Consider the following 26183-nt stretch of genomic DNA (forward strand, 5'->3'; position numbering starts at 1 on the left):
TCTTTATTTTGAAAAAACTTAAAAAAATAACTTTAAAAAGAATAATGTATCTGCTGGTAAGTATTACTATTCTTGTTACGGCTTTAGGTAGCAGCAGCATTACTTCTTATGCTGAGGTCACTGAGGAGAGCATCAAGGCCAAGGAGGCTCAGATCTCTCAGGCTAAAAAGGAAAGACAGGATCTCAACAATGCCAAGACTGATCTGGAGAAGGTCAAGAAGGAGCTGGAAAAAGACAAATCTGATCTCAATAACTATATTGCAGAGCTTGATGCGTCTCTGACAGATATTCAAAGCAAGATAGATGCGTTGACAACTCAGATTGAAGAAAAAGAAGCACAGATAGAAACAACTACCAACGAGCTTAATGAAGCTGAGGCAATACAGCAGGGCCAGTACGAGGCCATGAAGAAGCGAATTAAGTTCATGTATGAAAAGGGTAATACCATATACGTGGAGCTTTTGATTGAGGCCGGCAGCTTTGCAGATATGCTGAATAAGGCTCAGTATATTGAAGCTCTTTCAGCCTATGACAGGCAGAAGCTCAACGAATACATCGCAACAACCCAGCTCATCACACTGACCAAGGAGGCCCTTGAGCAGGAAAAAGAGACCCTGGATCTTGCCAAGGAATCAAGAGAAGAGGAACAGGCTAATCTTGAGGCTCTTCTTCAGGATAAGAGTAACCAGCTTGCTTCTGTTCAGAGTGATATTTCTAACAAGGAAGCGGCAATTGCCGAGTATGAAGCAGAGATTAAGGCTGAGGATGCAGCTATCGCAGCTCTTGAAAAAGAGGTGGCGGCTGATAAGGCAGCTCTTTATAGCAGATATACCTATGACGGTGGTATGTTTACATGGCCATGCCCAAGTTACACCAGAATTTCCGATGACTTCGGAATGAGAATGCATCCGACCCTTGGGGTTGAGAAGATGCACAATGGTATTGACCTGGCAGCTCCGGCGGGCTCAGCAATTCTTGCAGCCTATAACGGAACGGTAGTGGCAGCCGCTTACGAAGGATCCATGGGTAATTATGTAATGATAAGCCATGGCGCCGGACTGTACACAGTGTATATGCACTGCTCAGCTCTTTATGTTTCAAAGGGACAGGATGTGACTGCTGGAACCAAGATTGCGGCAGTTGGATCAACAGGAAGATCAACAGGTAATCACTTGCACTTTGGTGTGAGACTAAATGGTGCTTATGTGAGCCCATGGAATTACTTGAAATAAATTATTCAGAGGTGAATAGAAGTGGATATCAATAATAATCCTTCGGGGGAACCAGTGCAGGTTCCGGTAGAGCCAGTGGTGGATAAGGAAGCAGAATTTAAAAAGAAGCTTACAAGAAGATATCTTTTCGGCATGCTTACAGGTGTGCTTGCAACGATAGTTCTTTTAGCAGGGGTTGTGATCGGATTCTTATTTGTTGGCTCAAGAAATGGCAGGGTGTTGCAGAATACAGCCCAGTCCAGCGAGCTTTTATCTGATCCCGTTGTTCAGAAGCTTGAAAAGCTCAATGCTATCATTGATGCTTATTACTACAAGACAGATGTGGACTATGATCAGAGAGCTGATGGCCTTTATAAGGGCTTAATGGAGTCTTTGGGAGATCCATATTCTGTATACTACACAGAGGAAGAGCTCATCGAGCTTAGGAATGATACACAGGGTATCTATTATGGAATCGGCGCATATGTGTCAATGGATACATCCCTTAATCTTCCGCGTATTTCTGGTGTCATGGAGGGAACACCTGCTGAAGAGGCAGGACTCATGGCCAACGATATTATCTATGAGATCAATAAGGAGTCTACAGCAGGCCTTACACTTGAGGAGGTTGTAGGTAAGATAAAGGGTGAGCAGGGAACAACAGTGCACCTTACTCTTGTAAGAGATGGCGAGGCAGATTATGTTGAGCTTGACGTTATGAGAAGACAGGTTGAGGTTCCTACAGTCAGCACCAAGCTCCTTGATGATGGTATCGGATACATCAGGATTACAGAGTTTGATACTGTTACTGCAGATCAGTTCAAAGAGGGAATGGCAGAGCTTAGAGCTCATAACATTAAGGGCCTTATCCTCGACCTTAGAGGAAACCCAGGCGGAAGCCTTGATACAGTAGTTAACATCGGAGACCAGCTCCTTCCAAAGGGCAAGATTGTTTATACCAAAGATAGAAATGGAGAGGGCGAGGAGTACTATTCTTCTGGAGAACACGAGCTTGATATTCCATTGGTAGTTCTTGTGGATCAGTATTCAGCCAGCGCTTCAGAGATTCTTGCAGGCGCCATCAAGGATTATCAGATCGGAACACTGGTTGGTGTTACAACCTACGGTAAGGGAATCGTACAGAGCATCCTTGATCTAAAGGATGGAACAGCTGTAAAGCTTACAGTTAGCAGCTACTATTCTCCAAATGGAATCAACATCCACGGAGTAGGAATTGAGCCAGATATTGTTTGCGAATTTGACTCAGAGGCCTACGCAGCTGATAAAACCGACAGTCAGCTTGATAAGGGAATTGAAGTTTTAAAAGAACTTATTGACAACTAAAACCAAAATATAGTAATATACCAAACTGTGTCACGTCTGTGGCACAGTTTTTTCTTTTGCCTGATTCAGGCATTGTTTCCATTTTTTTATTATGGATTTAGTTTGAAGTTTTTGAGGAAGGTTGTTATGAAGGTTAAAGCATGCATTTACACAGATGCAGGAACGAAGTCAAAAATAAATAGAGATGCTGCCCTTGTGAAGGTGGCAGCTACAAGAGAGCTTGGAAGGATATCCTTTGTGGCAGTGTGTGATGGCGGAGCCATGGGCGCCAAGGGAGAAGTGGCAAGTTGTATGGTGATAAGGAGCCTTGAGACCTGGTTCCATGAGGAATTGCCACTTCTTGTAAGCCTTTCAGAGGAGAAGCTTATGGACACCATTGAGAAATCTTGGAAAAGGCTCTATAGAAGCATACGGGTTGAGCTGGACAGATATGGCCGCCATCGAAAGGTGTCACCCTTCTCCACATTGACAGCTCTTTTGCAGATTGGAAAAAGATATCTGTATATGAATGTGGGTAATTCCAGAATTTACTTAACTGACAGGGGAGATATGTCCATGATCGACGTTCCTTGTCAGCAGGAAAAAGAGCTAACTTTTGTCAGGGGCTCTTTTAACAGAAATACCACAGTGGTGGCCTGCAGTGATGGCTTTTTTAACAGGCTTGATACAAGAGAGATCTATCAAAAGCTTTGCCCACAGATGTGTGTAAGCGCCAGTGATATGCTGGGACAGTGCAGGAAGCTGGCTATGAGGGCCATGGACAAAAAGGAAGAGGATAACATATCAGTTGCAGCACTTAGTTTGGAGTTTTGAGGAAAAGAAATGAATAATAGATATAGAGTTAAAAAGCGGCTGGGAGAAGGCGGAAACAGCGTCGCCTACCTGGCCATAGATACTATCAGCGGTAAAAAGGTTACTATCAAATCCTACAAGATGGGAATGGCCACTAAATCTGAGGCCGAAATTCTAAGAAGTCTTTCACACCCATCTATTCCACAGTTAATTGAAGCAGGTCCTTCAGAGATCATTTTAGAGTACATGGAGGGCGAGACTTTGGACAGATACCTTAAGAAGAACGGGCCACTTAAGGAAAAAGAGGCTGTTGATATCGCGATAAAGCTTATCGGGATTCTGAGATTCCTGCATGGCAGGCGGGTTCCGGTGATTTATAGGGATATAAAGCCTTCTAACATAGTTATCAGAAAAGATGGAGAGGTTGGACTGATTGATTTTGGAGCAGCCAGAGTTTACGATCCGCTACTTAGGAAAGACACAGAGAACTTGGGAACAGTGGGCTATGCTGCTCCCGAGCAGTTTGGAAATCTGGGACAGACCAATCCCTCAACGGATATTTACTGTTTTGGAATGACTCTTTTACAGATGTTGTCCATGGTGGATCCTGCTGATAAGAACGTAGTTTACGAGTACAAGAGCCAGGGCATAAGGGGCGTGTCAAAAGAGCTTATGGAAATTATTGATATGTGCACAAGACCTGACAGAGAGGACCGGTTTAAGTCCTGTAAGCAGGTGGAGAAAGCTCTTTTAACCTATGATGGAAAAGTAAAAAGAAGGAGGTTCTTCCAGGGAGGAAGATACGCGGCTACTGCGGCGGTCCTGGCACTATTCATATCACTTGCTATTTTTTACTTTGACAAGATAACGGCCTATGGGGCGGCGGATATGGAAAAGAGAATGCCCTATGTGATGGACAGGCTCTATAACGCAAGGTGCTTTATTGAAGCGGAAATAACGGAATTTAAGATAAATGGAGGAATTTTGAAATGATTATTTTTGGATATACTTTTGTGATGATATTTATAGCGTTGGTGCTGATCCTTGGAATTGGAGCTATCTTGACCAGGGATGGGCTTGAGGCAGCGGAAGAGGTAGAAGGGGAGCTTACAGCGGCCATGTGCACCACAAAGCTATTGGAAAACAGTAAGGATGTGGATGACAGAACCATGGAGGATTTTGTCATAGAACAGGACCTTGTATATACCTTTGATTCAGTTAACCTTGACCTGTAAATCCAGTAAATATCAGGGATTGCGACGGATGTAAGGGTTTAAATGCACAGGAACACGTGTTCTAAAAAGTTGTGGACAATTTAATATTGAGATGTTATACTAGCTCAATATAAGAGGGATTGTCATGGACTTTAAGTTACATTCTGAATTCAAACCTACCGGTGATCAGCCGGCAGCAATAAAGGCTTTGGTTGATGGCTTTAAAGAAGGCAACCAGTTTGAGACCCTTTTAGGTGTCACAGGCTCTGGTAAGACCTTTACCATGGCCAATGTGATCGCGGCTCTTAACAAGCCCACGCTGATCATTTCTCATAACAAGACTTTGGCAGGCCAGCTATACGGCGAGATGAAGGAGTTCTTTCCTGAGAACGCCGTAGAGTACTTTGTTTCTTACTATGACTACTATCAGCCAGAGGCTTATGTTCCCCAGACAGATACATATATTGCCAAGGATTCATCTATCAATGATGAGATTGATAAGTTGAGACTTTCTGCCACTGCGTCACTGGCTGAGAGAAACGACGTAATAGTTGTTGCCAGTGTCTCCTGTATTTATGGCCTTGGAAGTCCAGAGGAATTCAAGGGGATGTCCATTTCTCTGAGGCCTGGAATGCAGAAGGACAGAGACGATATCATCAAGGACTTGGTGGCTATCCAGTATAACCGCAATGATATGGAGCTTAGCAGATGTAACTTCAGAGTAAGGGGAGATACTGTGGAGATTTTCCCTGCCAATGCGGACGATTACCTCATAAGAGTTGAGTTTTTTGGTGATGAGATAGACAGAATTACGGAGGTTGAGCCAGTTACTGGCAAGGTTAAAAATGAGCTCAGCCACGTTATGATATATCCCGCTTCTCACTATGTTGTGCCTCAGGAGAAGATCAACAAGGCCTGCGACAATATTGAGAAGGAGCTGGAGGATCAGGTTAAATTCTTTAAGGGCGAGGATAAGCTTATCGAGGCCCAGAGGATTTCGGAGAGGACTAACTTTGATATAGAGATGCTGAGGGAGACTGGCTTTTGCTCTGGAATTGAGAACTATTCAAGACATCTTAATTTCATGGCACCAGGAGAGCCTCCTCTGACGCTTTTGGACTTCTTTGACAGAGATTTCCTTATTATTGTGGATGAGTCCCATATGACCATTCCTCAGGTTGGAGCCATGTATCATGGTGACAGGAGCAGGAAGACTACGCTGGTGGATTATGGCTTCAGACTACCATCGGCGCTGGATAACAGACCGCTTAACTTTGAGGAGTTCGAGTCTCATATTGACCAGATGCTGTTCTGTTCAGCTACACCTGGTAAGTATGAGGAGGAGCATGAGCTTCTTAGGGCTGAACAGGTAATAAGGCCTACAGGTCTTTTGGATCCTGAGATATCGGTAAGGCCTGTTGAGGGGCAGATTGATGATCTTATCGGTGAGATAAGAAATGAAATTGATAAGAAGAATAAGGTGCTGGTAACTACTCTTACCAAGAGAATGGCTGAGGATCTGACAGAGTACCTGGCAGAGGCTGGCATCAGAGTTAAGTACCTGCATTCTGATATAGATACCCTAGAAAGAGCAGAGATCATCAGGGATATGAGACTTGACGTCTTTGATGTTCTTGTGGGAATCAACCTTCTTAGAGAAGGTCTGGATATTCCGGAGATTTCACTGGTGGCCATCATTGATGCTGATAAGGAGGGCTTCCTTAGATCAGAGACCTCTCTTATTCAGACCATCGGAAGAGCAGCCAGGAATTCTGAGGGCCGCGTAATTATGTATGCGGACAATATGACAGATTCCATGACCAAGGCTATCGAGGAGACCCAGAGAAGACGTGCGATTCAGGAGAAGTACAATGAGGAGCACGGTATAACACCTCAGACCATCAAGAAGGCTGTAAGAGACCTTATTGCAGTAACCAAGGCTGTTGCCAAGGAAGAGGTTAAGTTTGAGAAAGATCCTGAGTCCATGAGCCAGGATGAGCTGGAGAAGCTCATTGGTCAGGTTCAGAAGAAGATGAAGAAGGCAGCTACAGAGCTGGATTTCGAAAGTGCTGCTATGCTTCGTGACCAGATGATAGAGCTTAAGAAGATTCTTAATGACCTTACTGAGGGCAAGTAGTTAGACTGATTGGAGATAATATGGCTACAGACAATCGCATGACCAAGAAGAATACCACAACTAAGAGGATTCTTCCAACAGATATACATGATTATATAAGGGTTAGAGGAGCCAATGAGCACAACCTTAAGAATGTCAGCGTCAAGATTCCAAGGGAGACACTGACAGTGTTTACCGGTCTTTCCGGATCAGGTAAGTCTTCTCTTGCCTTTGATACCATTTTTGCTGAGGGACAGAGGCGCTATATGGAGTCTCTTTCATCCTATGCAAGAATGTTCTTAGGACAGATGGATAAGCCCAATGTTGAGAGAATCGAGGGACTTTCGCCTACTATCTCAATAGATCAGAAGTCCACCAACAAGAACCCAAGATCTACAGTGGGAACAGTTACTGAGATTTATGATCACTTTAGACTCCTATATGCCAGAATCGGTATTCCACACTGCCCTAATTGTGGAAGAGAGATCAGAAGGCAGACTGTGGATGAGATGTGTGATCACATTCTTTCTCTTGGAGAGGGCACTAAGCTCCAGATTCTTGCACCAGTTGTAAGAGGTAAGAAGGGTGAGCATGCCAAGACTCTGGACAGAGCAAGACGAGCAGGCTATGTTAGAGCCAGAATTGACGGAAGCCAGTACGATATCTCTGAGGAAGAGATCAAGCTGGATAAGAATATCAAGCATAGCATTGAGATCATAGTTGATAGAATCGTTGTCCATGAGGACAATGAGAATCTTAGAAAGAGACTTACAGATTCTGTGGAGAATGCCCTGGCATTGGCTGAAGGACTTCTTCTGGTGGATGTTATAGATGGTAAAGAGCTTAGCTTTAGCCAGAACTTTGCATGTCCTGACTGCGGAATCAGTATTCCTGAGATCGAGCCTAGAAGCTTTTCCTTCAACAACCCATTTGGAGCCTGTCCTGATTGCTTTGGCCTTGGCTATAAGATGGAGTTTGACGAGGATCTCATGATTCCTGACAAATCTCTTTCTATCAATGACGGTTGCATAGTGGTTATGGGATGGCAGTCCTGTAACAAGGAGGGAAGCTTTAGTAATGCAATTCTTAAGGCTCTTACCAAGGCTTATAAGTTCAGCCTTGATACTCCTTATGAGGAGCTTCCTGAGAATGTAAGACATATGCTCATCTACGGAGCAGATAAGACTGTGAATGTTCACTATAAGGGCTCAAGAGGAGAGGGTGACTACCCTATTCAGTTTGAGGGACTTATTAAGAATGTGGAGCAGAGATATAAGGAGACCTTTTCTGAGACTGCCAAGGCAGAGTACGAGGAGTATATGAGAATTACACCTTGCCAGCTCTGCGGCGGACAGAGACTTAAGAAGGAATCCCTTGCTGTAACTGTAGATAATAAGAATATTTTTGAGATCACATCAATGTCTATTGATGAGCTTCAGAACTATCTGGAGAACCTTTCTCTTTCCAAGCAGCAGGAGATGATTGGTGCTCAGGTGCTAAAAGAGATTAAGGCAAGAGTTGGATTCCTTGTGGATGTGGGTCTTGATTATCTGTCACTTTCAAGAGCTACTGGAACCCTCTCTGGAGGAGAAGCTCAGAGAATCAGACTGGCAACCCAGATTGGATCTGGACTTTGCGGTGTTTGCTACATTCTGGATGAGCCTAGTATTGGTCTTCATCAGAGAGATAATGATAAGCTTCTCAATACTCTTAAGAACTTAAGGGACCTTGGTAACACTCTGATCGTGGTTGAGCATGATGAGGATACCATGAGAGCTGCGGACTATATCGTGGATGTGGGTCCTGGAGCCGGTTCCCACGGCGGCAAGGTTGTGGCCTGCGGAACAGCGGAAGAGATCATGGAGGTTAAGGAGTCTATCACAGGACAGTACCTGGCTGGTAAGCTCAAGATCGATGTGCCTTCTGTCAGAAGGAAGCCGACGGGCTTTCTTAAGGTGGTTGGCGCCTGCGAGAATAACCTTAAGAATGTGGATGTGGAGTTCCCACTTGGGGTACTTACTATAGTTACCGGTGTTTCCGGATCAGGAAAGAGCTCTCTTGTTAATGAGATCCTCTACAAGCACCTGGCAAAGAGCCTTAACAGAGCCAGAGTTATTCCTGGTAAGCACAAGACTATAGAGGGCCTTGATCAGGTTGATAAGGTAATTGCTATTGATCAGTCACCTATTGGAAGAACACCAAGATCAAACCCTGCTACCTACACTGGAGTATTTGATCTGATTAGAGATCTTTTTGCTGCAACTCCTGATGCTAAGACAAGAGGTTATAAGAAGGGCAGGTTCTCTTTTAACGTTAAAGGCGGACGATGCGAGGCCTGCAGTGGCGATGGTATCATCAAGATCGAGATGCACTTTTTGCCAGATGTCTATGTGCCTTGTGAGGTTTGCGGTGGTAAGAGATATAACCACGAAACTCTGGAGGTTAAATATAAGGGCAAGAGCATTTACGACGTGCTTGATATGACAGTGGAGGAGGCTCTTAGCTTTTTTGAAAACGTTAAGACCATTAAGCGTAAGATCCAGACACTGTATGATGTAGGACTTGGCTATGTTAAGCTTGGTCAGCCTAGTACAGAGCTCTCTGGTGGTGAAGCCCAGAGAATCAAGCTGGCAACAGAGCTTAGTAAGGTTGGAACCGGTAAAACAGTTTACATTCTGGATGAACCTACAACGGGCCTTCATTTTGCGGATGTTCAGAAGCTGGTTAAGATCATGCACAAGCTGGTGGAGCAGGGGAATACCGTTGTGGTAATTGAGCACAATCTGGATGTTATCAAGACTGGAGATTACATAATTGATATGGGACCTGAGGGAGGTTCAAAGGGAGGTACGGTTGTTACCTGTGGAACTCCTGAGGAGGTTGCAAAGTGCAAGAAATCCTATACTGGAGCCTATATCAAAAAGATGCTGAATAAGAATTAAAGAATGTGCAGGGGCTGTCCGATATATATATAAGACGGATAGCCCCTTTCAATTATTGCTATTTTGGTTTATAATGCTAGTGATATTATAAAATGAAATTATTATCCGCATCTATGCGCTGATAGATAAGTGTTTTTGTTCGAAAGGGGTACTTAAGAATTATGCAGTACGCAGACATTGGAATTGATTTAGGAACAGCCTCAGTACTTGTTTATATTAGAGGAAAGGGCGTTGTATTAAAAGAGCCATCAGTAGTAGCTTATAACAGAGATACAGAAGAGATCATGGCAATCGGTGAGGATGCCAGACTTATGCTTGGTAGAACACCAGGTAACATCGTAGCTGTAAGACCACTTAGACAGGGCGTTATTTCTAACTACAAGATCACAGAGCAGATGATGAGATACTTCATCAACAAGGCTATCGGACGTAGAATCCACCGTAAGCCTTTCATTGCTGTATGTGTACCTAGTGGTGCTACTGAGGTTGAGAAGAAGGCCGTTGAGGATGCTACAAGACTTTGTGGCGCCAGAGACGTTGAGACAATCGAAGAGCCTATCGCAGCTGCTATCGGAGCAGGTATCGATATTACTAAGCCATGTGGCAATATGATCGTTGATATCGGTGGTGGTACATCAGATATTGCGGTTATTTCCCTTGGAGGAACAGTTGTAAGTACATCAGTTAAGGTTGCTGGTGATGACTTTGATGAAGCAATTGTTCGTTACATGAGAAAGAAGCACAATCTCCTTATCGGTGACAGAACAGCCGAGGATATCAAGATCAAGATCGGTTCAGCTTATCCACGTGCTGAGGACGATTACATGGACGTTAGAGGTAGAAACCTTGTAACAGGTCTTCCTAAGACAGTAAGAGTTTCATCAGAAGAGACAGAAGAGGCGCTCAGAGAGCCAACTTCTCAGATTATAGAGGCTATCCACAGTGTTCTTGAGAATACTCCTCCAGAGCTTGCTGCAGATATTGCAGACAGAGGTATCGTCCTTACTGGTGGTGGTGCACTTCTTCGTGGTCTTGAGGATCTTATTTATTCCAAGACCGGTATCAATACAATTACAGCAGAGGACCCAATGACAGCCGTTGCTATCGGAACAGGTCGTTATGTTGAGTTTATTGTAGGATATCGTGAGGACTAATCACACATGCACGCTGTTCATGGATTGAATGGCCGATATCGCCAGGATGGCATGAGGAATATTGTATGGTTAAAGGTCTTTACACTGCTTACACAGGAATGATCAACGAACAGCACAGAATGGATGTGCTCACCAACAATCTTGCTAATGCCAATACTAACGGTTATAAGAAGGAAGGCGCAACTGCTCAGTCTTTCAAGGATCAGCTTGCGTATAAAATTAAAGACTATACTGACGCCCCGTACACTGCCCGTGGACTGGGCGTTATTACTCCCGGCGTTAAGATCGGTGAGACATATGTAGATTGGACGGAAGGTCCTATGAAGGAGACCCACAATACCTTCGATATGGCTATTGGTGGATATGGATTCTTTGGAATCGAATATACCAACAAGGCTGTGAACATCGAAAGGGATGAGGCCAATCAGACTAATATCATGTATACCAGAGATGGTAATTTTACCCTCACGTCTGAGGGTGTTCTAGTTACTCAGGATGGCGACTTCGTTCTGGATCAGGACGGAGGCCACATTGAGCTTGATCCCAACAAAAAGGTTGAAATTAATGCACTTGGCGAAATTCTCCAGGATGGAGAGGTTGTGTCCAGTGTGGGAATATTTGATTTTGAAAAGACAACATATCCTGATGGCAGGATAAGCTATGATACTCTTGAGCATTATGGCGAGAATATGTACGTTACAACAGACGATACAGTGGAAATTGATGCTACAGGCCAGCTCTATGCAGGGTTCCTTGAGCAGTCCAATGTATCTGTTGTGGATGAAATGGTACAGATGATCGCAGTTCAGAGAAACTATGATACCAACCAGAGAATGATAACCACCGTGGATGAGACTTTGGACATTGCTGTTAACCAGCTTGGACGTCTCTCATAAAATTTTAGAATTATTTAATAATATGCGTTAAATAAATGACCGATATAAAGATAGAGCAAAGATTACCAGTCACGGAGGACGGTAAAAGAGCAATTGAGCTCGCTTTTATTTATCTATCGGAGGTGGCTTATGGTAAGAAGCTTATGGTCCGCTGCAACAGGTATGAATGCCCAGCAGACAAATGTAGATACTATCGCTAATAACCTGGCGAACGTAAATACAACTGGCTACAAGGCACAGGGGGCACAGTTCAAAACTCTTCTTTATCAGGAACTCCAGACTGTATCCACAACAGCAAATGGTACACCAAAACCTACCAATTCACAGGTGGGACTTGGCGTGCGCACTTCTACAATTAATCAGTTCTTTTCACAGGGTTCATTCCAAAATAGTGATAATCCAGCCGCTCTGGCACTTTCTGGAGACGGCTTCTTTGGATATATGGCAGCAGATGGTGAGACCATTAACTATACAAGAAACGGTAACTTCACCTGGGCTCTTACAGAGACCGGAGGCACAACAGTAGAGCTTACTACTGCAGAAGGTAACCCTGTTCTTGATACAACAGGTGCTGCAATTACAGTAGATAACGCAGTTGCCAGCCGAATCACAATCGGCGGTGATGGAAAGATTTATTATCCGGATGATCAGGGCGTTCCTCAGGAGCTTGGCCCACAGATCGGTATCTGGCAGTTCAGAAACAGAGAAGGTCTTGAGAGAATCGGAAGTGCAGCCTGGATCGAGACTCCAGCCAGCGGCGAACCAATCCTTGAGTCAGAGAATCCTGACGGACTTAAGCTTACAGAGATCGTTCAGGGATACCTGGAAGGATCCAATGTTAACGTAGCTACAGAGATGGTTAACCTGATCGTTGCTCAGAGAGCATATGAAATGAACTCAACAGCAATCCAGACAACAGACCAGATGATGCAGACAGCTAACCAGCTCAAGAGATAATAAAGCTTTGATGGGAGAAGAAAATGGCGGGATTTGATGTAACAGGCATTAGTGCCAACGCGATAACTGAATATGCCACCATGGAAAGTAAGAATGCCTCCAGAGCGGCAGTGGAGAACAAGATAAGAAGTACCTCCAATACCGCAACTGACGATGAATTATGGGAGGCCTGCAAGAGCTTCGAGGCTTACTTCCTTGAGCAGGTATTTAAAGAGATGCAGAAGTCAGTGGATGCCATTAAGCCTGATAAGTCCGACAATTCCACCCAGACATTGGTAGACTTTTTCAAGGATCAGACCCTTCAGGAGGTATGCTCCACATCTGCAGATATACAGAGTAATGGCTTTGCACAGATGCTCTACGAGAATATGAAAAGAAATTATAATATTCCTGATGCACCTACAAATGAGAGCTGAAAGGGAAGCGTGAATAAGCAAGTGATAAAGCGCGTATTTCTTAAGAAATCTTAAGAATTACGTGCTTTTTATTGTGTTATAATGCCTATTATGGATATGGAAAAAGAGATAATTAAAGGATATATTGAACATTTTATATATAAGAATGCAGAGAATGGCTATGGGGTTGTGAGCCTTATATCTGATGGGGAGGAAATTGTCTGCACCGGGACTTTTAAGGACGCTGATGTGGGAGACACTCTGGAGATAGAGGGAGAATTCGTAACCCACCCTGTCTATGGTGAGCAGCTTAAGATCAAGAGCTTTAAGGTGGTTGTCCCTGATGATGCAGCTTCTATGCAGAGGTATCTTGGCTCGGGAGCCATCAGAGGCATCGGAGAAGCCCTGGCTGCCAGAATAGTTAAGAAGTTCGGAGATGATACCTTCAGGATAATAGAGGATGAGCCTGAGCGCCTGGCTGAGGTAAAGGGCATCAGTGAGAAGAAAGCCATTGATATAGCTATGCAGATGGCAGAGAAAAGAGAAATGCGAGATGCCATGATCTTTCTGCAGGGCTATGGCATAGGCAATACTCTGGCTGTCAAGATTTTCAACACCTATGGCAACAGAATATATGGAATATTAAAAGAGAACCCATACCAGCTGGCAGATGATATAGCAGGTGTGGGCTTTAAGACTGCGGACGAGATAGCCTCTAAGATCGGCATAAGGGTGGATTCCGACTATAGGATCAAGAGCGGAATCATGTATACTCTTTTGCAGGCTTCTGCGGATGGCAACACCTATCTGCCAATGCAGGATCTTATAAAAAGAACTAACGAGCTTTTAGCCACAGGTCCTGATGTGATCATAGATGAGGAGATCATCACCACACAGATTCAGAACCTTATGATGGATAAGAAGCTTGTGACCAAGAACGACAACAATATATATGCATCCAACTATTTCTACGAAGAACAGGGATGCGCTGTTATGCTCCATGATCTGAATGTGGCGGAGAAGGTAACAGCCAGAGAGGAAGAGGAGTACAACAATAGAATCCTTCAGATTGAGCAGAGCAAGGGCTTTGAGCTTGATTCACTTCAAAGAGAGGCTGTTATCAAGAGCATTTCCAACGGTATAGTTATTATCACCGGTGGTCCCGGAACTGGTAAGACTACCACCATCAATACCATCATCAGCTATTATGCCAGCGAAGGAATGGATATTCTTCTGGCTGCTCCCACAGGAAGAGCTGCTAAGAGAATGACTGAGGCAACTGGTTATGAAGCCAGAACAATCCACAGACTTCTAGAGGTTTCTGGTCAGATAGATGAAGATAAGGACGGACGAAGCGCCGGTGTCCACTTTGAAAAGAATAGAGACAATCCGCTGGAGGCAGATGCCATCATAGTTGACGAGATGTCTATGGTGGATATCCATCTCTTTTACGCCCTGTTAAAGGCCCTTATACCAGGAACACATCTGATACTGGTTGGAGACAGTTCCCAGCTTCCAAGTGTTGGCCCTGGTCAGGTCCTAAGTGACCTTATTAAGAGCGGTAAGTTCCCTACTATTATTCTCAAGAAGATCTTCAGGCAGGCGGAAGAGAGTGACATTGTCATGAATGCCCACAAGATCCACAATGGAGAAATGCCAAGACTTGATAATAAGAGTAAGGATTTCTTTTTCCTGGAGAGGAATGACAGCAATGTCATATATAAGCACATGGTTCAGCTTATAAGAGATAAGCTGCCTGGCTACGTGGATGCACAGCCCTATGATATTCAGGTGCTTACACCTATGAGAAAGGGGCCTCTTGGGGCAGCGTCGCTTAATCTGGTGCTTCAAAGCTACCTCAATCCTCCGGATAAGAGTAAGCATGAGCATACCTATGGAGACACCCTTTTCAGGGAAGGGGACAAGGTTATGCAGATCAAGAACAATTACCAGGCCCAGTGGGAGGTAGTTGGTAAGTATAACATCGCCATAGACTCAGGCCTGGGTGTTTTTAACGGAGATATGGGAATAATCAGGGAGATCAACGAGTATTCCCAGGATATGGTGGTGGAATATGATGAGCACAGGCGTGTCAGATATCCCTTTGGAGAGCTGGACCAGATAGAGCTTTCATACGCCATAACGATCCACAAGTCCCAGGGAAGTGAATATCCGGCTGTGGTGATTCCGCTTCTGGGCGGACCAAGGATGCTTCTTAACAGAAACCTTCTGTATACGGCGGTGACAAGGGCTAAGAGCACAGTGTGTATCCTGGGCAGCAGTCAGACAGTGTACACCATGGTTGAGAATGAGGAGCAGCTCAAAAGATATACAGGTTTAATGGATAGGATTAAAGAAGTTTTTGATGTTTAAAGCAGTAGATTTGATATACCCAAGACGGTGTCCTGTCTGCGACGGAATTATTGCGCCCTTTAGATTCAAAGAGGGGCATATAATAACAGGCGATTTAATTCACGGGCAGTGCCTTCCTAAGATTAAGCGGGTTAAGGGATCAGTTTGCCTTAAGTGTGGCAAGCCTCTTAAAAGGGAGGAACAGGACGAAGAGTACTGTGTAGACTGTAAGAAATACAGGCATGTATTCGAAAGAGGTTTTTCTCTGTTCGTGTACAGGAGTGTTGCCGGCTCTATTTACAGGTTTAAGTACCTGGGAAGGCAGGAATATGCAGAATTCTACGCCAGGGTAGCGGCAAAGAGCTATGGGAAAAGGCTTAAAAAGCTCGGTATAGAGGCAATTATTCCGGTTCCAATGTACGCTGGAAAGGAAAGAAAACGAGGCTATAATCAAGCCCAGGTTCTTGCCAAAGCTCTTTCGAAGGAACTTGGAATTGAGTGCTACGACAATGTCATAAAAAGGGTCGTAAATACCAGGCCAATGAAAGAACTGGACGCTATTGGACGGCGCAATAATTTGAAAAAGGCTTTTAATATAGCCCAAAATGATGTAAAATTTAAGTGCATACTAATTATCGATGACATCTATACAACTGGAAGTACCATTGATGAGATCGCCCATGAGTTTCTGATGGCGGGAGTGGAGAAAGCCTATTTTCTTACACTGGCTATCGGACAAACTACATAACATAAATGGAGGTCAGCTTATGAACTTACGGAATTGTGCAAGATGCGGTAAAATGTTCAACTACATTGGAGGTCAGCCAATATGCGAGCCTTGTAAGAAGGCTATTGAGGAAGATTTCCAGAAGGTCAAACAGTACATTGTCGATAATCCTAGGGCAGATATTAAGAAGATCGCCGAAGACAATGAAGTCTCTACTAAACAGATTCAGCAGTGGATCCGTGAGGAGAGGCTTATGTTCACGAGCGATTCTCCAATCCAGCTACAGTGTGAGAACTGTGGAGCAAATATTCAGACAGGAAGATTCTGTGCTAAGTGTAAGGGAAGTATGGCTAACAACCTGAATAATACCTTTGCTAAGCCACAACCTCAGATTCAGCAGCCGGTTAAGAAGGAGTCAAAGGCTGGAATGCACTTCCTGGATACATAAGGAGAAGTGATGTTAAACGAAGAAAGAGTCATTTTGATGACCAAAATGACCGCGTTCATAGATCGCGAAGGCAAGAAGAACGACGCTATAAACTCATATTTCAAGAGCGATTATATTGGATTTAATGTACTTAAATCCGTTATCAGCGCCACAATTGTTTTTGCTATATTCATGGCGACCTATGTTCTATACAATTTTGAGGAGGTTTTATCTAACCTCTACAATGAAGAAAATTTATTGGCTATAGGCAGGAGGTTTCTTATATACTACCTCCTGCTTGTTGGCGTGTATTCTCTTGCATCATATGTCATTTATTCCTATCGGTATTCTAGAATGCGTAAGAGTATGAAGGCATATTATGGAGATTTAAAGAAACTAGCTAGAATGTACGAAAAGGAATGATCGAATGACAGCTTTACTTGAATTAAAACAATACATTAAACGCTTTTATATCAAGAATGAGACCTACATTACTTATGTTTGGAAATTTGTACTGGCTCTCATTTCTATTTCTGTTGTGAACAACAGACTTGGCTATATGAAGTCGCTGAGCAATATCGCGATTGTTCTTATGGCATCACTTTTGTGCGCTATTCTTCCAGCCAATTCAATAGTGTTCATTTCAGCCGTGTTCATTATCGGACACCTTTACGCTCTGTCACTGGAGAGCGCTCTTATTGCTATCATCGTGTTCCTTCTGATGTTTCTTCTGTATTTCAGATTTTCACCTAAGGACACATTGGCAGTAGTTTTGACACCGATATTTTTCTTTTTACATATTCCCTATGTAATGCCACTTGCCATGGGACTTCTCGGAGCTCCTACATCAATTATTTCAGTGGCATTTGGTGTGGTTATTTCATACATGCTCACCTACTTCTCTTCAAATGCAGCCATCATCGGCACTGACGGAGTTGAAGAGGCAGCCAACCAGTTCCAGTCAGTTCTTTCCGGACTTCTTGGTGACAAGGGCATGATCGTAATGATCGCATCTTTCTCAGTAGCTCTTTTGCTTGTATATATTATCCGCAGATCTTCAATGGACAATTCCTGGAAGATAGCCATTGCATCAGGAGCTATTGCACTTATCATCTGCATGCTCATTGGAAATCTTGTATTCGACACTACAACATCACTTCTTGGAATCGTTGTAGGAACAGTGATTTCTGCAGCGCTTATGCTGGTGGTTGAGTTCTTTGCATTTAACCTGGACTACAGCCGAACAGAGAAGGTTCAGTTCGAGGATGATGAGTACTACTACTATGTTAAGGCAGTACCTAAGGTTACTGTTTCCACACCAGAAAGAAAGGTTAAGAAAATAAACCGCTCAAATGAAAGACGCGGATGAGATAAAGGATTACCATGCAGCAGTTTGAATCATTATTTGACTTCAACAGAACAAGTCTGCACATGCCAAATCTTCGAATACCAGATATCCTGGAGATTGTGATCATCGCTTTTCTGGTATATCACATATTGGTATGGGCAAGGAACACGAGACTATGGTCCCTTCTAAAAGGGGTCATAGTTATTGTTGCGTTTATACTTATTGCAGCAATATTCAACATGTCCACCATTTTGTGGATAGTCGAGAAGGTGTTCGGAATAGCCATCACAGCTATGGTTGTTATCCTTCAGCCAGAGCTTAGAAAGGCTCTTGAAGAGCTTGGTAGAAAGAACTTTCTATCAAATGTGTTCAACATTGGTGACGGCAAGTTTGAAGGCAGATTTTCTGATAAAACATTAAATGAGATTACAAGAGCCTGTGTAGAGATGGCTAAGGTCAGAACCGGTGCTCTTATCGTTATTGAGCAGACCCATCCTCTTACAGAGTTTGAGAGAACTGGAATTGACGTGGATGGCATAGTTACAAGCCAGCTGCTTATCAATATTTTCGAGCATAACACACCACTTCATGATGGTGCGGTTATCATAAGAGGCGACAGAATTACATCAGCAACATGCTACCTTCCTCTTTCCTACAACGAGGGAATTGGTAAGGAACTTGGAACAAGACACAGAGCTGGTGTGGGAGTATCTGAGGTTACAGATTCTCTTACTATCATTGTTTCTGAGGAGACAGGTAAGATAAGCGTTGCCTATGAAGGCGTTCTTGAAAGAGCTGTCGATAGTGACAGACTCAGAGAAAGACTTCGCGTGATCCAGAATAAGCACAAGACGGAGGCGCCAGTTAAGCACTTCGCCAGAAAGGCCAAGGTGAAAAAGCAATGAAAAGACTGACGGCCAACTGGGGACTTAAGCTAGCTTCTATTTTGTTTGCAGCTATAGTGTGGTTTTTGGTAACTAACATCAATGATCCTGTTACAAGTGTTAGATATACCAATATTCCTGTAGCACTTAAGAATACTAATCTTATTACTGATCAGGGACAGGTTTATTCAATCCTTGATGACAGCGCTAACATCAGTTCAGTTACTATTTATGCGCCAAGAACTGTTATTGATTCCCTTAGCCAGAACAATATCGTGGCTTATGCGGATTTTCAGGATCTTTCAAGCCTTAATACAGTAACAATCAACGTTAGCACCAACAAGTACAGCGATAAGATTGAGAACATAGTTCTTAGCTCTGATGTTGTTAAGCTCAGCATAGAGAGAAAGGCGACAAAGAGCTTAGTTCTTTCTGCCACAACATCAGGTAATCTGGCCGATGGTTACATGATCGGTGATATATCAACTGAGCAGAATATGCTTAGGATAAGTGGACCAGAGTCCGTGATCAATACCATAGAATCGGCAGTTGTAGATGTTGATGTAACTGGATTTACTTCCAACATCGGAACTGATGCAGATATTATTCTTTTGGATGCAGATGGCAACCAGGTTAGCACAGCTCAGATTGAGATGAACATCAAGACTGTAAGGGTTAACGTTGTTATCTACGAGACCAAGTACGTTCCTGTTAATTATGTGGTTCAGGGCGAGCCAGCAAGTGGTTATGCCATGACTGGACAGATTGACAGTACTCCAAGCGAAGTGCTTATCGCAGGAAGAAGTAGTGTGATCTCATCTGTTTCTGAGATAACTGTTGATGATTCAGCCTTGGATGTTTCAGGAATGTCATCCAATTATTCCGCAACGGTTGATATTAGTAAGTATCTGCCTTCTGGAGTTAGTTTTGGAGATAAGGATTTTAACGGCGTTTGCACGGTTGTTGTTCATATCGACAACGTGGAGGAAGAGACCTTTGATGTGGATATCGACAGGATATCAGTTGAAGGCGAAGTAGATGGATTCAAGATAAGCGTAGATGATACTGAGTATGATACAGTGTCACTTACTTTACAGGGACTGTCTGATGATATCAAGAAGGTCAAGGAATCTGATATTAAGGGAACAGTTGATGTGGATTCAATTGTTAAGCAGAACAACCTTGACGAACTGAAGCCAGGAACATATAGCGCTGAGGTAACATGGGAACTTCCAAATGGCGTTACAGCCAAGAGCAAGGTCAGCGTATATGTAACGGTGGAAGAAAAGTAAATTAGCAAAAGAGGTTTTTAAGAAATGGGAAGATTATTTGGAACAGATGGTGTAAGAGGAGTAGCTAATGATGAACTTACTCCACTTTTAGCAATGCAGCTTGGCCAGGCTGGAGCTTATGTATTGTCTAAGGAGGTTAATCACAGACCAACTATCATGGTGGGCTGCGATACAAGACTTTCCGGCGACATGCTTGCAAGTGCTCTTATGGCTGGCGCATGCTCAGTTGGTGCAGATGTAGTTTACGTTGGTGTTATTCCTACTCCAGCAGTTGCTTATCTTACCAGAAAATATAGAGTTGATGCAGGTGTTGTTATCTCTGCTTCACATAACCCAATGGAATTCAACGGAATCAAGTTCTTTGACGGAAATGGTTACAAGCTTCCAGATGAAATGGAAGACGAGATTGAGGCTCTTATCAAGAATGATATGGATGGCGTTAAGATGCCTACAGGAGCTGGTGTTGGTAAAATCAAGTTAAGAACTGATGCCAAAGAGGAATATATCAATCACAATTTAAGAGCAGTTGATATTGATCTCAAGGGAATGAAGATTGTTATGGACTGCGCTGAGGGTGCTTCCTACTACACTTCTGTAGAAGCTATCAAGCAGCTTGGAGCAGAGGTTATAGTTATCCATAATAATCCAGATGGAACCAATATTAACGCTAACTGCGGTTCTACACATATGGAAGAGCTTGAGGGAAGAGTTGTTACTGAGAAGGCTAACATTGGTCTTGCCTTTGATGGAGATGCAGACAGATTCCTTGCTGTAGATGAAAATGGTAAAATGGTCAATGGCGATGAGGTCATGGCTATCATTGGTAAATTTATGAATGACAATGGCAAGCTTGCTAAGAACACAATTGTTGCCACTGTTATGAGTAACCTTGGATTCTTCAAGATGGGAGAAAGAGAAGGAATCCAGATCGATAAGACAAAGGTTGGAGACAGATATGTTCTTGAGCATATGAAGGAAATCGGTGCAAACCTTGGTGGTGAGCAGTCAGGACATATCATTTTCCTTGATGATAACACTACTGGAGATGGCCTTTTATCAGCACTTCATCTTTTAGAGGTTATGGTAAAGACTGGCAAGCCTCTTTCAGAGCTTGCAAAGGTTATGGAGGTTATGCCTCAGGCCCTTGTTAATGCCCATGTTCCTACCCATAAAAAGGATAAGTACATGGATTATCCAGAAATTGCCAGTGCAATTGAGAATCTTGAAAAAGAGTTTGCGGGAGACGGAAGAGTACTTATAAGACCTTCTGGAACAGAACCCCTTGTAAGAGTAATGATCGAGGGTAAGGATCAGAATAAGATTGATGAGGAAGCTAAAAAACTCGCCAGTCTTATTGAGGAGGTTATGCTTTAATGATTAGTAAGAAAGTGGTTATTACGAACCCAACGGGGCTTCACCTTCGCCCTGCAGGGAATTTGTGTAAAGTGGCGATGAATTATAAATCTCACATCACCTTCAGTTATGGCGAAAATACAGCAAATGCTAAGAGTGTACTTAGCGTATTGGGGGCTTGTATCAAATGTGGTGATGAGCTTGAGTTTAAATGTGAGGGACCAGACGAAGAAGAGGCCATGGATGCTCTTGTTGAAGCTATCGAGAAGGGTCTTGGCGAATAATTATCTTCTATGCTAAAATCGTCTGAGTGTAATAAAGAGAGAGGATGTTAATTGGTATGAAAAGATTAAAGGCATTAGTCCTTACCGGTCTTATGTTTACTATGCTGATCGGTTGCGGATCAAAGGATGACGAGTCAGTTGTGGGACTTAGTGTTGAGAAGCTTGAGGATGTTGCTCCTGTAGCAGCTTCAGTAGAGGCTTCTGTAGAAGCAGTCGATGAAGATGCTCCTCCAGCTGAGGGAATGGTAAGAAGCTATTTTACTAACGAATGGGTCGATGAATCTGTTAACACAAATAGACCTTTAGCAGTTATGTATCCTATTAACAAAGAGGCTCAGCCTCAGTACGGACTTTCTAATGTTGCTGTATTCTATGAGATCATGGAAGAGGGTAACATGAGCCGTCAGATGGGTATTCTTGAGAATTGGGAGAATCTTGAGCAGATTGGTAATATCAGAAGTATCCGTGATTACTTTATTTATGCCGCTCTTGAGTATGATCCAATTATCATCCACTACGGCGGACCAGAGCTTTATGTTAAGTCAATTCTTACACGTGATGACGTGGATAACTTAAATGGTGTAGGCGGAGTTATGGGTTCAGATTATGGCGCATTCTTCCGTATTCCTGAGGGAAGTACATCAGAGCATACAGCCTTTACAGATGGCGCACATGTTTCAAATGCTATCGAGAAGGCAGGATTCTCTAAGGAGCATAGAGACAAGTTCGAAGGACAGTCTCATTTCACATTTACAGGTTATAGCAACCCTAACACTTTAGATGATTATCCAGATGCTGTTGAGGCAACTGATATCGATATGTCTGGATGCTATCCAGTTACCAAGTCAGCTCTTACATATGATGCTGAGAAGGGCGTATATCTTAAGACTCTTTATGGCAATCCTCAGAAGGATGCTGTAACTGGCGAACAGCTTGCATTTGCAAACGTTGTTATCCAGAGAGCATACCGTGAGGTTAGAGATGACAATGGTTATCTTGCTTACCAGATGCATGATACAACACGTGATGGATATTTCATCACAAAGGGTAAGATGATCCATGTAACATGGGAAAAGACAGATGACTACAGCCCAACAACATACTATGATGACAATGGTAATGAGGTAGTATTTAATACAGGAAAGACTATGATCTTTGTTGTTCAGGAAAGTAACGCTTCATTCTATAAGTTCGATGTAAATGGCGTTACATACACTGATTGATCACTAAATTAGCCATTATTTAGCGGACGGCAGAGATGCCGTCCGTTTTAAGCTAAAAAGGATAGGAGACTGATAACAATGAGTAAAATTATAGTTACAGGATGCAATGGACAGCTTGGAAGAGCGATCAATAAGGAACTTCTTGGCGATAGCAGATATGAGATCGTTAATACAGACGTTTTTGAAGGAGATGGTATCACACCTCTTGATATTACTAACGTAGATAATGTTATTAAGTTTGCAAAAGAGGTTAAGCCTGAAGCTATCATTAACTGCGCTGCTTACACTGCTGTAGATAAGCAGGAGAGCGATGTGGATCTTTCTTACAAGATCAATGCAATAGGACCAAGAAACCTTGCTATAGCAGCAACAGAGCTTGGCGCTAAGCTTGTGCATGTATCTACTGACTATGTATTTGATGGAAATGGCACAAGACCTTACGTAGAATTCGATCAGGTCGGACCTGTCAGCGTTTATGGTAAGACTAAGCTTGCCGGCGAAGAGTTCGTAAAGCAGTTTGCCGATAGATTTTTTACCATAAGAACAGCTTGGTTATACGGAGACGGTAAGAACTTCGTCAAGACTATGCTTGGCCTTTCAGATAAATATGATGAGGTTTCTGTAGTTAAGGACCAGCTTGGAACACCTACAAGCACCAAGGAACTTGCCAAAGCAATCCACTTCCTTCTTGGAACAGAAAATTATGGAACATTCCATGGAACCTGCGAAGGCGATACCAACTGGGCTGATTTTACAGAAGAGATCTTCAGACTTGCAGGTAAGAGTACCAAAGTTAACCACGTTACCACCAAAGAGTATCTTGAAAAGAACCCTCAGGCCGCTCCAAGACCAGCTTATAGCATTCTTGAGAATTATATGTTCAAGCTTACATCAGACTTCATGTTTGCTGACTGGCATGATGCTATAAGAGATTATTTAGAGGAAATTTTATGAATTATATAGCTCAGATCTTTAATAACAAGCTACTTGTAGCGTCCTTTTTAGGATGGCTCATTGCTCAGATTCTTAAGACCATCATTTATGTGATAGTTAATAAGAATTTTAATCCGGAGAGACTGCTTGGTGATGGCGGAATGCCAAGCTCTCATTCAGCAACTGTTATGGCACTTACGTCTTCAGCTGCTATCATTCACGGATTTAGCTCTTTTGAATTCGCTATATCAGGCGTTCTGGCTCTCATTGTTATGCATGATGCCATGGGCGTTAGGCGAGAGACTGGCAAACAGGCTGTAGTCATCAACAATATGATGGACTGGTTCAAGCAGTTTGACGGTAGTATTCCTGCTGAACAGAGATTAAAAGAGTTCGTAGGACATTCACCTATGCAGGTTCTTTTTGGAGCAATCCTTGGAATTATTATCGGATTTGTATACTGCAATATGGGGTGATATAACCACCAATCGAGAGGGGATTTTTCTTTCATGCTGATCGTTTCACTGATATGGATTTATGTGATCATAACTACATATCTTATTGGATATGGGTTCCTTACCAGTATGTCCTACTGGCCAGGGATGCACATCCGAAAGGGAAAGGATTGCAAGAAGAAATATAAGACTCAGAATAAAAAGAGCTATATAGTTGCCGGCCTTGTGCTGACAACTGTATACGCTCAGATTTTTAGCTTATTTACAGGAGTTGGACTCTATGCCAACTTTCTGATGGTTCTAATCTGCTTGATAATAGCAGTCTACTACAGAGAAGAGCTTCTCTGTGATTTTCGCACTACAGTTTCCATGTTGGCTTCTACTAAGGAATGGATAGTGTATCTACTTGTATTTCTGGTCATGGCCTATGGCACATCTCACGGAATAATGCATTATGATTCAGATCTTTATCATGCTCAGGCTATCAGATGGATTGAAGAGTATGGTGTAGTTAAGGGATTGGGTAATCTCCATGTTCGCCTTGCCTATAACAGTTCATCATTTGCTCTTTCAGCTCTCTATAGCCTTAAGTTCCTGGGAAAGCAGTCTTATCATGTGATGGCAGGATTTTTTGCCCTGATGCTGGCATGGCTCTGCGTGGATATCAAGGATGTTGTCAGAAGAAAGCATATTATAGTATCTGATTTTGCAAGGATCACAGCGATTTACTATCTCTTCACTATATTTGATGAGATGGTGGCTCCTGCGTCAGATTATTACCTTTCTACAATTGTTTTTTATGTGATAATTCAGTGGCTGGATCTTAATGTTAAGCATGAGAAGTCCTATCTTCCATACATTCAGCTGTCGCTCCTGGCTATATATGCCATAACAATCAAGTTGTCAGCAGCTCCAATGATCCTATTGTGCATTATCCCAATCTACAAGCTGTTCCATGAAAGAACCGCTGAAAAGATGCGGGCATTTGGGCTATCAATTGTGTCTGCCCTGATCATTGTGCTTCCGTTCCTGATAAGGAATATTGTTATTTCAGGCTGGATCTTGTATCCGGTAACTATGTTTGACTTCTTTGGATTTGGCTTTGAGATTCCTAAGAATGTGGCTAAGTACGATGCTCTTGAGATATCCACCTATGGAAAAGGATTTACGGATGTGGAGGAGCTTGCCAATATCTCCCTTAAGGAGTGGATAAATACCTGGTTTAATGGCCTTGGGACCATGCATAAGGCTGTTATTGGCCTTGATATTATATCGATAGCTATATTTGTTGCCTGCCTTATTTACTTTATCATTGTGGCCATTGGAGAGAATGACAAGACTTCAATTAAGCTTCCTGATAAAAAGGTATTTGATATAAGCCACAGAAGCGTATTGAACTTGGCAGATTTCCTTACAATAAGTGCTACACTACTTGGTTGTCTGGTGTTCTGGTTCTTTAGCGCTCCGCTTATAAGATATGGCGTTGTGTACGTTTATCTTACTCCTGCCGTGATAATAGGAAGGATGCTGATACATCTTTTTAATCATTCAGGAGAAGGGCTTAAGAAGATTGTACTTAAGGTGTGTGTTGTACTGTTTTGCCTCTGGATGCTGTATAAGGGCTTTAATATTGTCATGGAGGACAGGGTAAGGTTTAATGCCAAATATCTTGTGGCTCAGCAGGATTACGGCAAATATGAGGTTTCCAGTTATACATTAAATGGAGTTAAGTTCTACTACCCTGTAGAAGGGGATCGAATTGGTTATGACGCATTCCCATCATCTCCAAAGGATATGACAGGGGAGATTGAGCTTATGGGCACCAATATAAGGACAGGATTCAGGTCTTTACAGGAGGATTAAGCGAAAAAATAATAAAGATTT

24 protein-coding genes are annotated in these 26183 nt (G+C 43.0%); all 24 read left to right on the plus strand.

Annotated elements, in window-relative coordinates; all coding sequences use genetic code 11:
• Nucleotides 1–8 precede the first annotated feature (8 nt).
• The 24 genes from T541_RS0100215 to T541_RS0100330 all read left to right on the plus strand — a co-directional run bounded on the left by T541_RS0100215 (nt 9) and on the right by T541_RS0100330 (nt 26162).
• Nucleotides 9–1232 (plus strand): murein hydrolase activator EnvC family protein, encoded by a 1224-nt coding sequence (locus T541_RS0100215; protein ID WP_026650813.1) that lies wholly within the window; start codon nt 9–11, stop codon nt 1230–1232.
• A gap of 54 nt (nt 1233–1286) precedes the next feature.
• Nucleotides 1287–2555 (plus strand): S41 family peptidase, encoded by a 1269-nt coding sequence (locus T541_RS0100220; RefSeq protein ID WP_242840728.1) that lies wholly within the window; start codon nt 1287–1289, stop codon nt 2553–2555.
• Nucleotides 2556–2681: 126 nt separating this feature from the next.
• Nucleotides 2682–3368 carry a PP2C family protein-serine/threonine phosphatase gene (locus T541_RS0100225; RefSeq protein ID WP_026650815.1) on the plus strand — a complete coding sequence of 229 codons (687 nt, stop codon included), beginning with the start codon at nt 2682–2684 and terminating at the stop codon, nt 3366–3368.
• A 9-nt stretch (nt 3369–3377) separates the two neighbouring features.
• Nucleotides 3378–4340, plus strand: a complete 963-nt coding sequence (locus tag T541_RS0100230; protein WP_026650816.1) for a serine/threonine protein kinase — start codon at nt 3378–3380, stop codon at nt 4338–4340.
• Entirely contained in the window at nt 4337–4582 is a 246-nt protein-coding gene (locus T541_RS0100235) for a hypothetical protein (protein WP_026650817.1), read from the plus strand. Before T541_RS0100230 ends, T541_RS0100235 begins: the two co-directional genes overlap by 4 nt.
• Nucleotides 4583–4706: 124 nt before the next feature.
• Nucleotides 4707–6698 (plus strand): excinuclease ABC subunit UvrB, encoded by a 1992-nt coding sequence (uvrB, locus tag T541_RS0100240; protein ID WP_026650818.1) that lies wholly within the window; start codon nt 4707–4709, stop codon nt 6696–6698.
• A 38-nt stretch (nt 6699–6736) separates the two neighbouring features.
• Nucleotides 6737–9619: an excinuclease ABC subunit UvrA gene (gene uvrA / locus T541_RS0100245; RefSeq protein WP_051538030.1), complete on the plus strand. Its 2883-nt coding sequence runs from the start codon at nt 6737–6739 to the stop codon at nt 9617–9619.
• Between the two features lie 161 nt (nt 9620–9780).
• Nucleotides 9781–10773 carry a rod shape-determining protein gene (locus tag T541_RS0100250; protein ID WP_026650820.1) on the plus strand — a complete coding sequence of 331 codons (993 nt, stop codon included), beginning with the start codon at nt 9781–9783 and terminating at the stop codon, nt 10771–10773.
• A 65-nt stretch (nt 10774–10838) separates the two neighbouring features.
• Entirely contained in the window at nt 10839–11669 is an 831-nt protein-coding gene (locus T541_RS0100255; protein WP_026650821.1) for a flagellar hook-basal body protein, read from the plus strand.
• Nucleotides 11670–11798: 129 nt separating this feature from the next.
• Nucleotides 11799–12626 (plus strand): flagellar hook-basal body protein, encoded by an 828-nt coding sequence (locus T541_RS0100260; protein ID WP_026650822.1) that lies wholly within the window; start codon nt 11799–11801, stop codon nt 12624–12626.
• A gap of 23 nt (nt 12627–12649) precedes the next feature.
• Nucleotides 12650–13042 (plus strand): hypothetical protein, encoded by a 393-nt coding sequence (locus T541_RS0100265; protein WP_051538003.1) that lies wholly within the window; start codon nt 12650–12652, stop codon nt 13040–13042.
• Between the two features lie 96 nt (nt 13043–13138).
• Nucleotides 13139–15394, plus strand: coding sequence for an ATP-dependent RecD-like DNA helicase (locus tag T541_RS0100270; protein WP_034465574.1), 2256 nt, complete (start codon nt 13139–13141; stop codon nt 15392–15394).
• Nucleotides 15387–16121, plus strand: coding sequence for a ComF family protein (locus T541_RS0100275; protein WP_034465456.1), 735 nt, complete (start codon nt 15387–15389; stop codon nt 16119–16121). Before T541_RS0100270 ends, T541_RS0100275 begins: the two co-directional genes overlap by 8 nt.
• 19 nt (nt 16122–16140) lie before the next feature.
• A complete protein-coding gene (locus T541_RS0100280; RefSeq protein ID WP_081779800.1) occupies nt 16141–16548 on the plus strand; it encodes a class I tRNA ligase family protein in 408 nt (135 codons plus the stop codon).
• Nucleotides 16549–16557: 9 nt separating this feature from the next.
• On the plus strand, nt 16558–16950 hold the full coding sequence (locus T541_RS0100285; protein ID WP_026650827.1) for a hypothetical protein: 393 nt from the start codon (nt 16558–16560) through the stop codon (nt 16948–16950).
• Between the two features lie 4 nt (nt 16951–16954).
• Nucleotides 16955–17896, plus strand: a complete 942-nt coding sequence (locus tag T541_RS0100290; RefSeq protein WP_026650828.1) for a hypothetical protein — start codon at nt 16955–16957, stop codon at nt 17894–17896.
• Nucleotides 17897–17910: 14 nt separating this feature from the next.
• Nucleotides 17911–18780, plus strand: coding sequence for a diadenylate cyclase CdaA (gene cdaA, locus T541_RS0100295; RefSeq protein ID WP_026650829.1), 870 nt, complete (start codon nt 17911–17913; stop codon nt 18778–18780).
• On the plus strand, nt 18777–20051 hold the full coding sequence (locus T541_RS0100300) for a YbbR-like domain-containing protein (RefSeq protein ID WP_026650830.1): 1275 nt from the start codon (nt 18777–18779) through the stop codon (nt 20049–20051). The genes cdaA and T541_RS0100300 overlap by 4 nt, the downstream gene beginning before the upstream one ends.
• Nucleotides 20052–20075: 24 nt before the next feature.
• Nucleotides 20076–21425, plus strand: coding sequence for a phosphoglucosamine mutase (glmM, locus tag T541_RS0100305; protein ID WP_026650831.1), 1350 nt, complete (start codon nt 20076–20078; stop codon nt 21423–21425).
• Complete coding sequence (locus tag T541_RS0100310; RefSeq protein WP_026650832.1) at nt 21425–21688, plus strand: HPr family phosphocarrier protein; 264 nt, start codon at nt 21425–21427, stop codon at nt 21686–21688. The genes glmM and T541_RS0100310 overlap by 1 nt, the downstream gene beginning before the upstream one ends.
• 56 nt (nt 21689–21744) lie before the next feature.
• Nucleotides 21745–22911: a DUF3048 domain-containing protein gene (locus tag T541_RS0100315; protein ID WP_026650833.1), complete on the plus strand. Its 1167-nt coding sequence runs from the start codon at nt 21745–21747 to the stop codon at nt 22909–22911.
• A 78-nt stretch (nt 22912–22989) separates the two neighbouring features.
• The gene (gene rfbD / locus T541_RS0100320; RefSeq protein ID WP_026650834.1) at nt 22990–23865 is read left to right on the plus strand and encodes a dTDP-4-dehydrorhamnose reductase; all 876 of its coding nucleotides are present in this window, start codon (nt 22990–22992) and stop codon (nt 23863–23865) included.
• Nucleotides 23862–24320 carry a divergent PAP2 family protein gene (locus T541_RS0100325; RefSeq protein WP_026650835.1) on the plus strand — a complete coding sequence of 153 codons (459 nt, stop codon included), beginning with the start codon at nt 23862–23864 and terminating at the stop codon, nt 24318–24320. Before rfbD ends, T541_RS0100325 begins: the two co-directional genes overlap by 4 nt.
• A gap of 33 nt (nt 24321–24353) precedes the next feature.
• Nucleotides 24354–26162 (plus strand): LIC_10190 family membrane protein, encoded by a 1809-nt coding sequence (locus T541_RS0100330; RefSeq protein WP_026650836.1) that lies wholly within the window; start codon nt 24354–24356, stop codon nt 26160–26162.
• Nucleotides 26163–26183 lie beyond the last annotated feature (21 nt).

The organism is Butyrivibrio proteoclasticus P6B7 (assembly GCF_000622085.1).
GTDB classification, from domain to species: Bacteria; Bacillota; Clostridia; order Lachnospirales; family Lachnospiraceae; genus Butyrivibrio; species Butyrivibrio proteoclasticus_A.

Coding starts and splice junctions, on each gene's coding strand:
- T541_RS0100225 (WP_026650815.1), top strand. CDS start 2,682: ATGAAGGTTAAAGCATGCATTTACACAGATGCAGGAACGAAGTCAAAA.
- T541_RS0100230 (WP_026650816.1), top strand. CDS start 3,378: ATGAATAATAGATATAGAGTTAAAAAGCGGCTGGGAGAAGGCGGAAAC.
- T541_RS0100235 (WP_026650817.1), top strand. CDS start 4,337: ATGATTATTTTTGGATATACTTTTGTGATGATATTTATAGCGTTGGTG.
- uvrB (WP_026650818.1), top strand. CDS start 4,707: ATGGACTTTAAGTTACATTCTGAATTCAAACCTACCGGTGATCAGCCG.
- uvrA (WP_051538030.1), top strand. CDS start 6,737: ATGACCAAGAAGAATACCACAACTAAGAGGATTCTTCCAACAGATATA.
- T541_RS0100250 (WP_026650820.1), top strand. CDS start 9,781: ATGCAGTACGCAGACATTGGAATTGATTTAGGAACAGCCTCAGTACTT.
- T541_RS0100255 (WP_026650821.1), top strand. CDS start 10,839: ATGGTTAAAGGTCTTTACACTGCTTACACAGGAATGATCAACGAACAG.
- T541_RS0100260 (WP_026650822.1), top strand. CDS start 11,799: ATGGTAAGAAGCTTATGGTCCGCTGCAACAGGTATGAATGCCCAGCAG.
- T541_RS0100265 (WP_051538003.1), top strand. CDS start 12,650: ATGGCGGGATTTGATGTAACAGGCATTAGTGCCAACGCGATAACTGAA.
- T541_RS0100270 (WP_034465574.1), top strand. CDS start 13,139: ATGGAAAAAGAGATAATTAAAGGATATATTGAACATTTTATATATAAG.
- T541_RS0100275 (WP_034465456.1), top strand. CDS start 15,387: ATGTTTAAAGCAGTAGATTTGATATACCCAAGACGGTGTCCTGTCTGC.
- T541_RS0100280 (WP_081779800.1), top strand. CDS start 16,141: ATGAACTTACGGAATTGTGCAAGATGCGGTAAAATGTTCAACTACATT.
- T541_RS0100285 (WP_026650827.1), top strand. CDS start 16,558: ATGTTAAACGAAGAAAGAGTCATTTTGATGACCAAAATGACCGCGTTC.
- T541_RS0100290 (WP_026650828.1), top strand. CDS start 16,955: ATGACAGCTTTACTTGAATTAAAACAATACATTAAACGCTTTTATATC.
- cdaA (WP_026650829.1), top strand. CDS start 17,911: ATGCAGCAGTTTGAATCATTATTTGACTTCAACAGAACAAGTCTGCAC.
- T541_RS0100300 (WP_026650830.1), top strand. CDS start 18,777: ATGAAAAGACTGACGGCCAACTGGGGACTTAAGCTAGCTTCTATTTTG.
- glmM (WP_026650831.1), top strand. CDS start 20,076: ATGGGAAGATTATTTGGAACAGATGGTGTAAGAGGAGTAGCTAATGAT.
- T541_RS0100310 (WP_026650832.1), top strand. CDS start 21,425: ATGATTAGTAAGAAAGTGGTTATTACGAACCCAACGGGGCTTCACCTT.
- T541_RS0100315 (WP_026650833.1), top strand. CDS start 21,745: ATGAAAAGATTAAAGGCATTAGTCCTTACCGGTCTTATGTTTACTATG.
- rfbD (WP_026650834.1), top strand. CDS start 22,990: ATGAGTAAAATTATAGTTACAGGATGCAATGGACAGCTTGGAAGAGCG.
- T541_RS0100325 (WP_026650835.1), top strand. CDS start 23,862: ATGAATTATATAGCTCAGATCTTTAATAACAAGCTACTTGTAGCGTCC.
- T541_RS0100330 (WP_026650836.1), top strand. CDS start 24,354: ATGCTGATCGTTTCACTGATATGGATTTATGTGATCATAACTACATAT.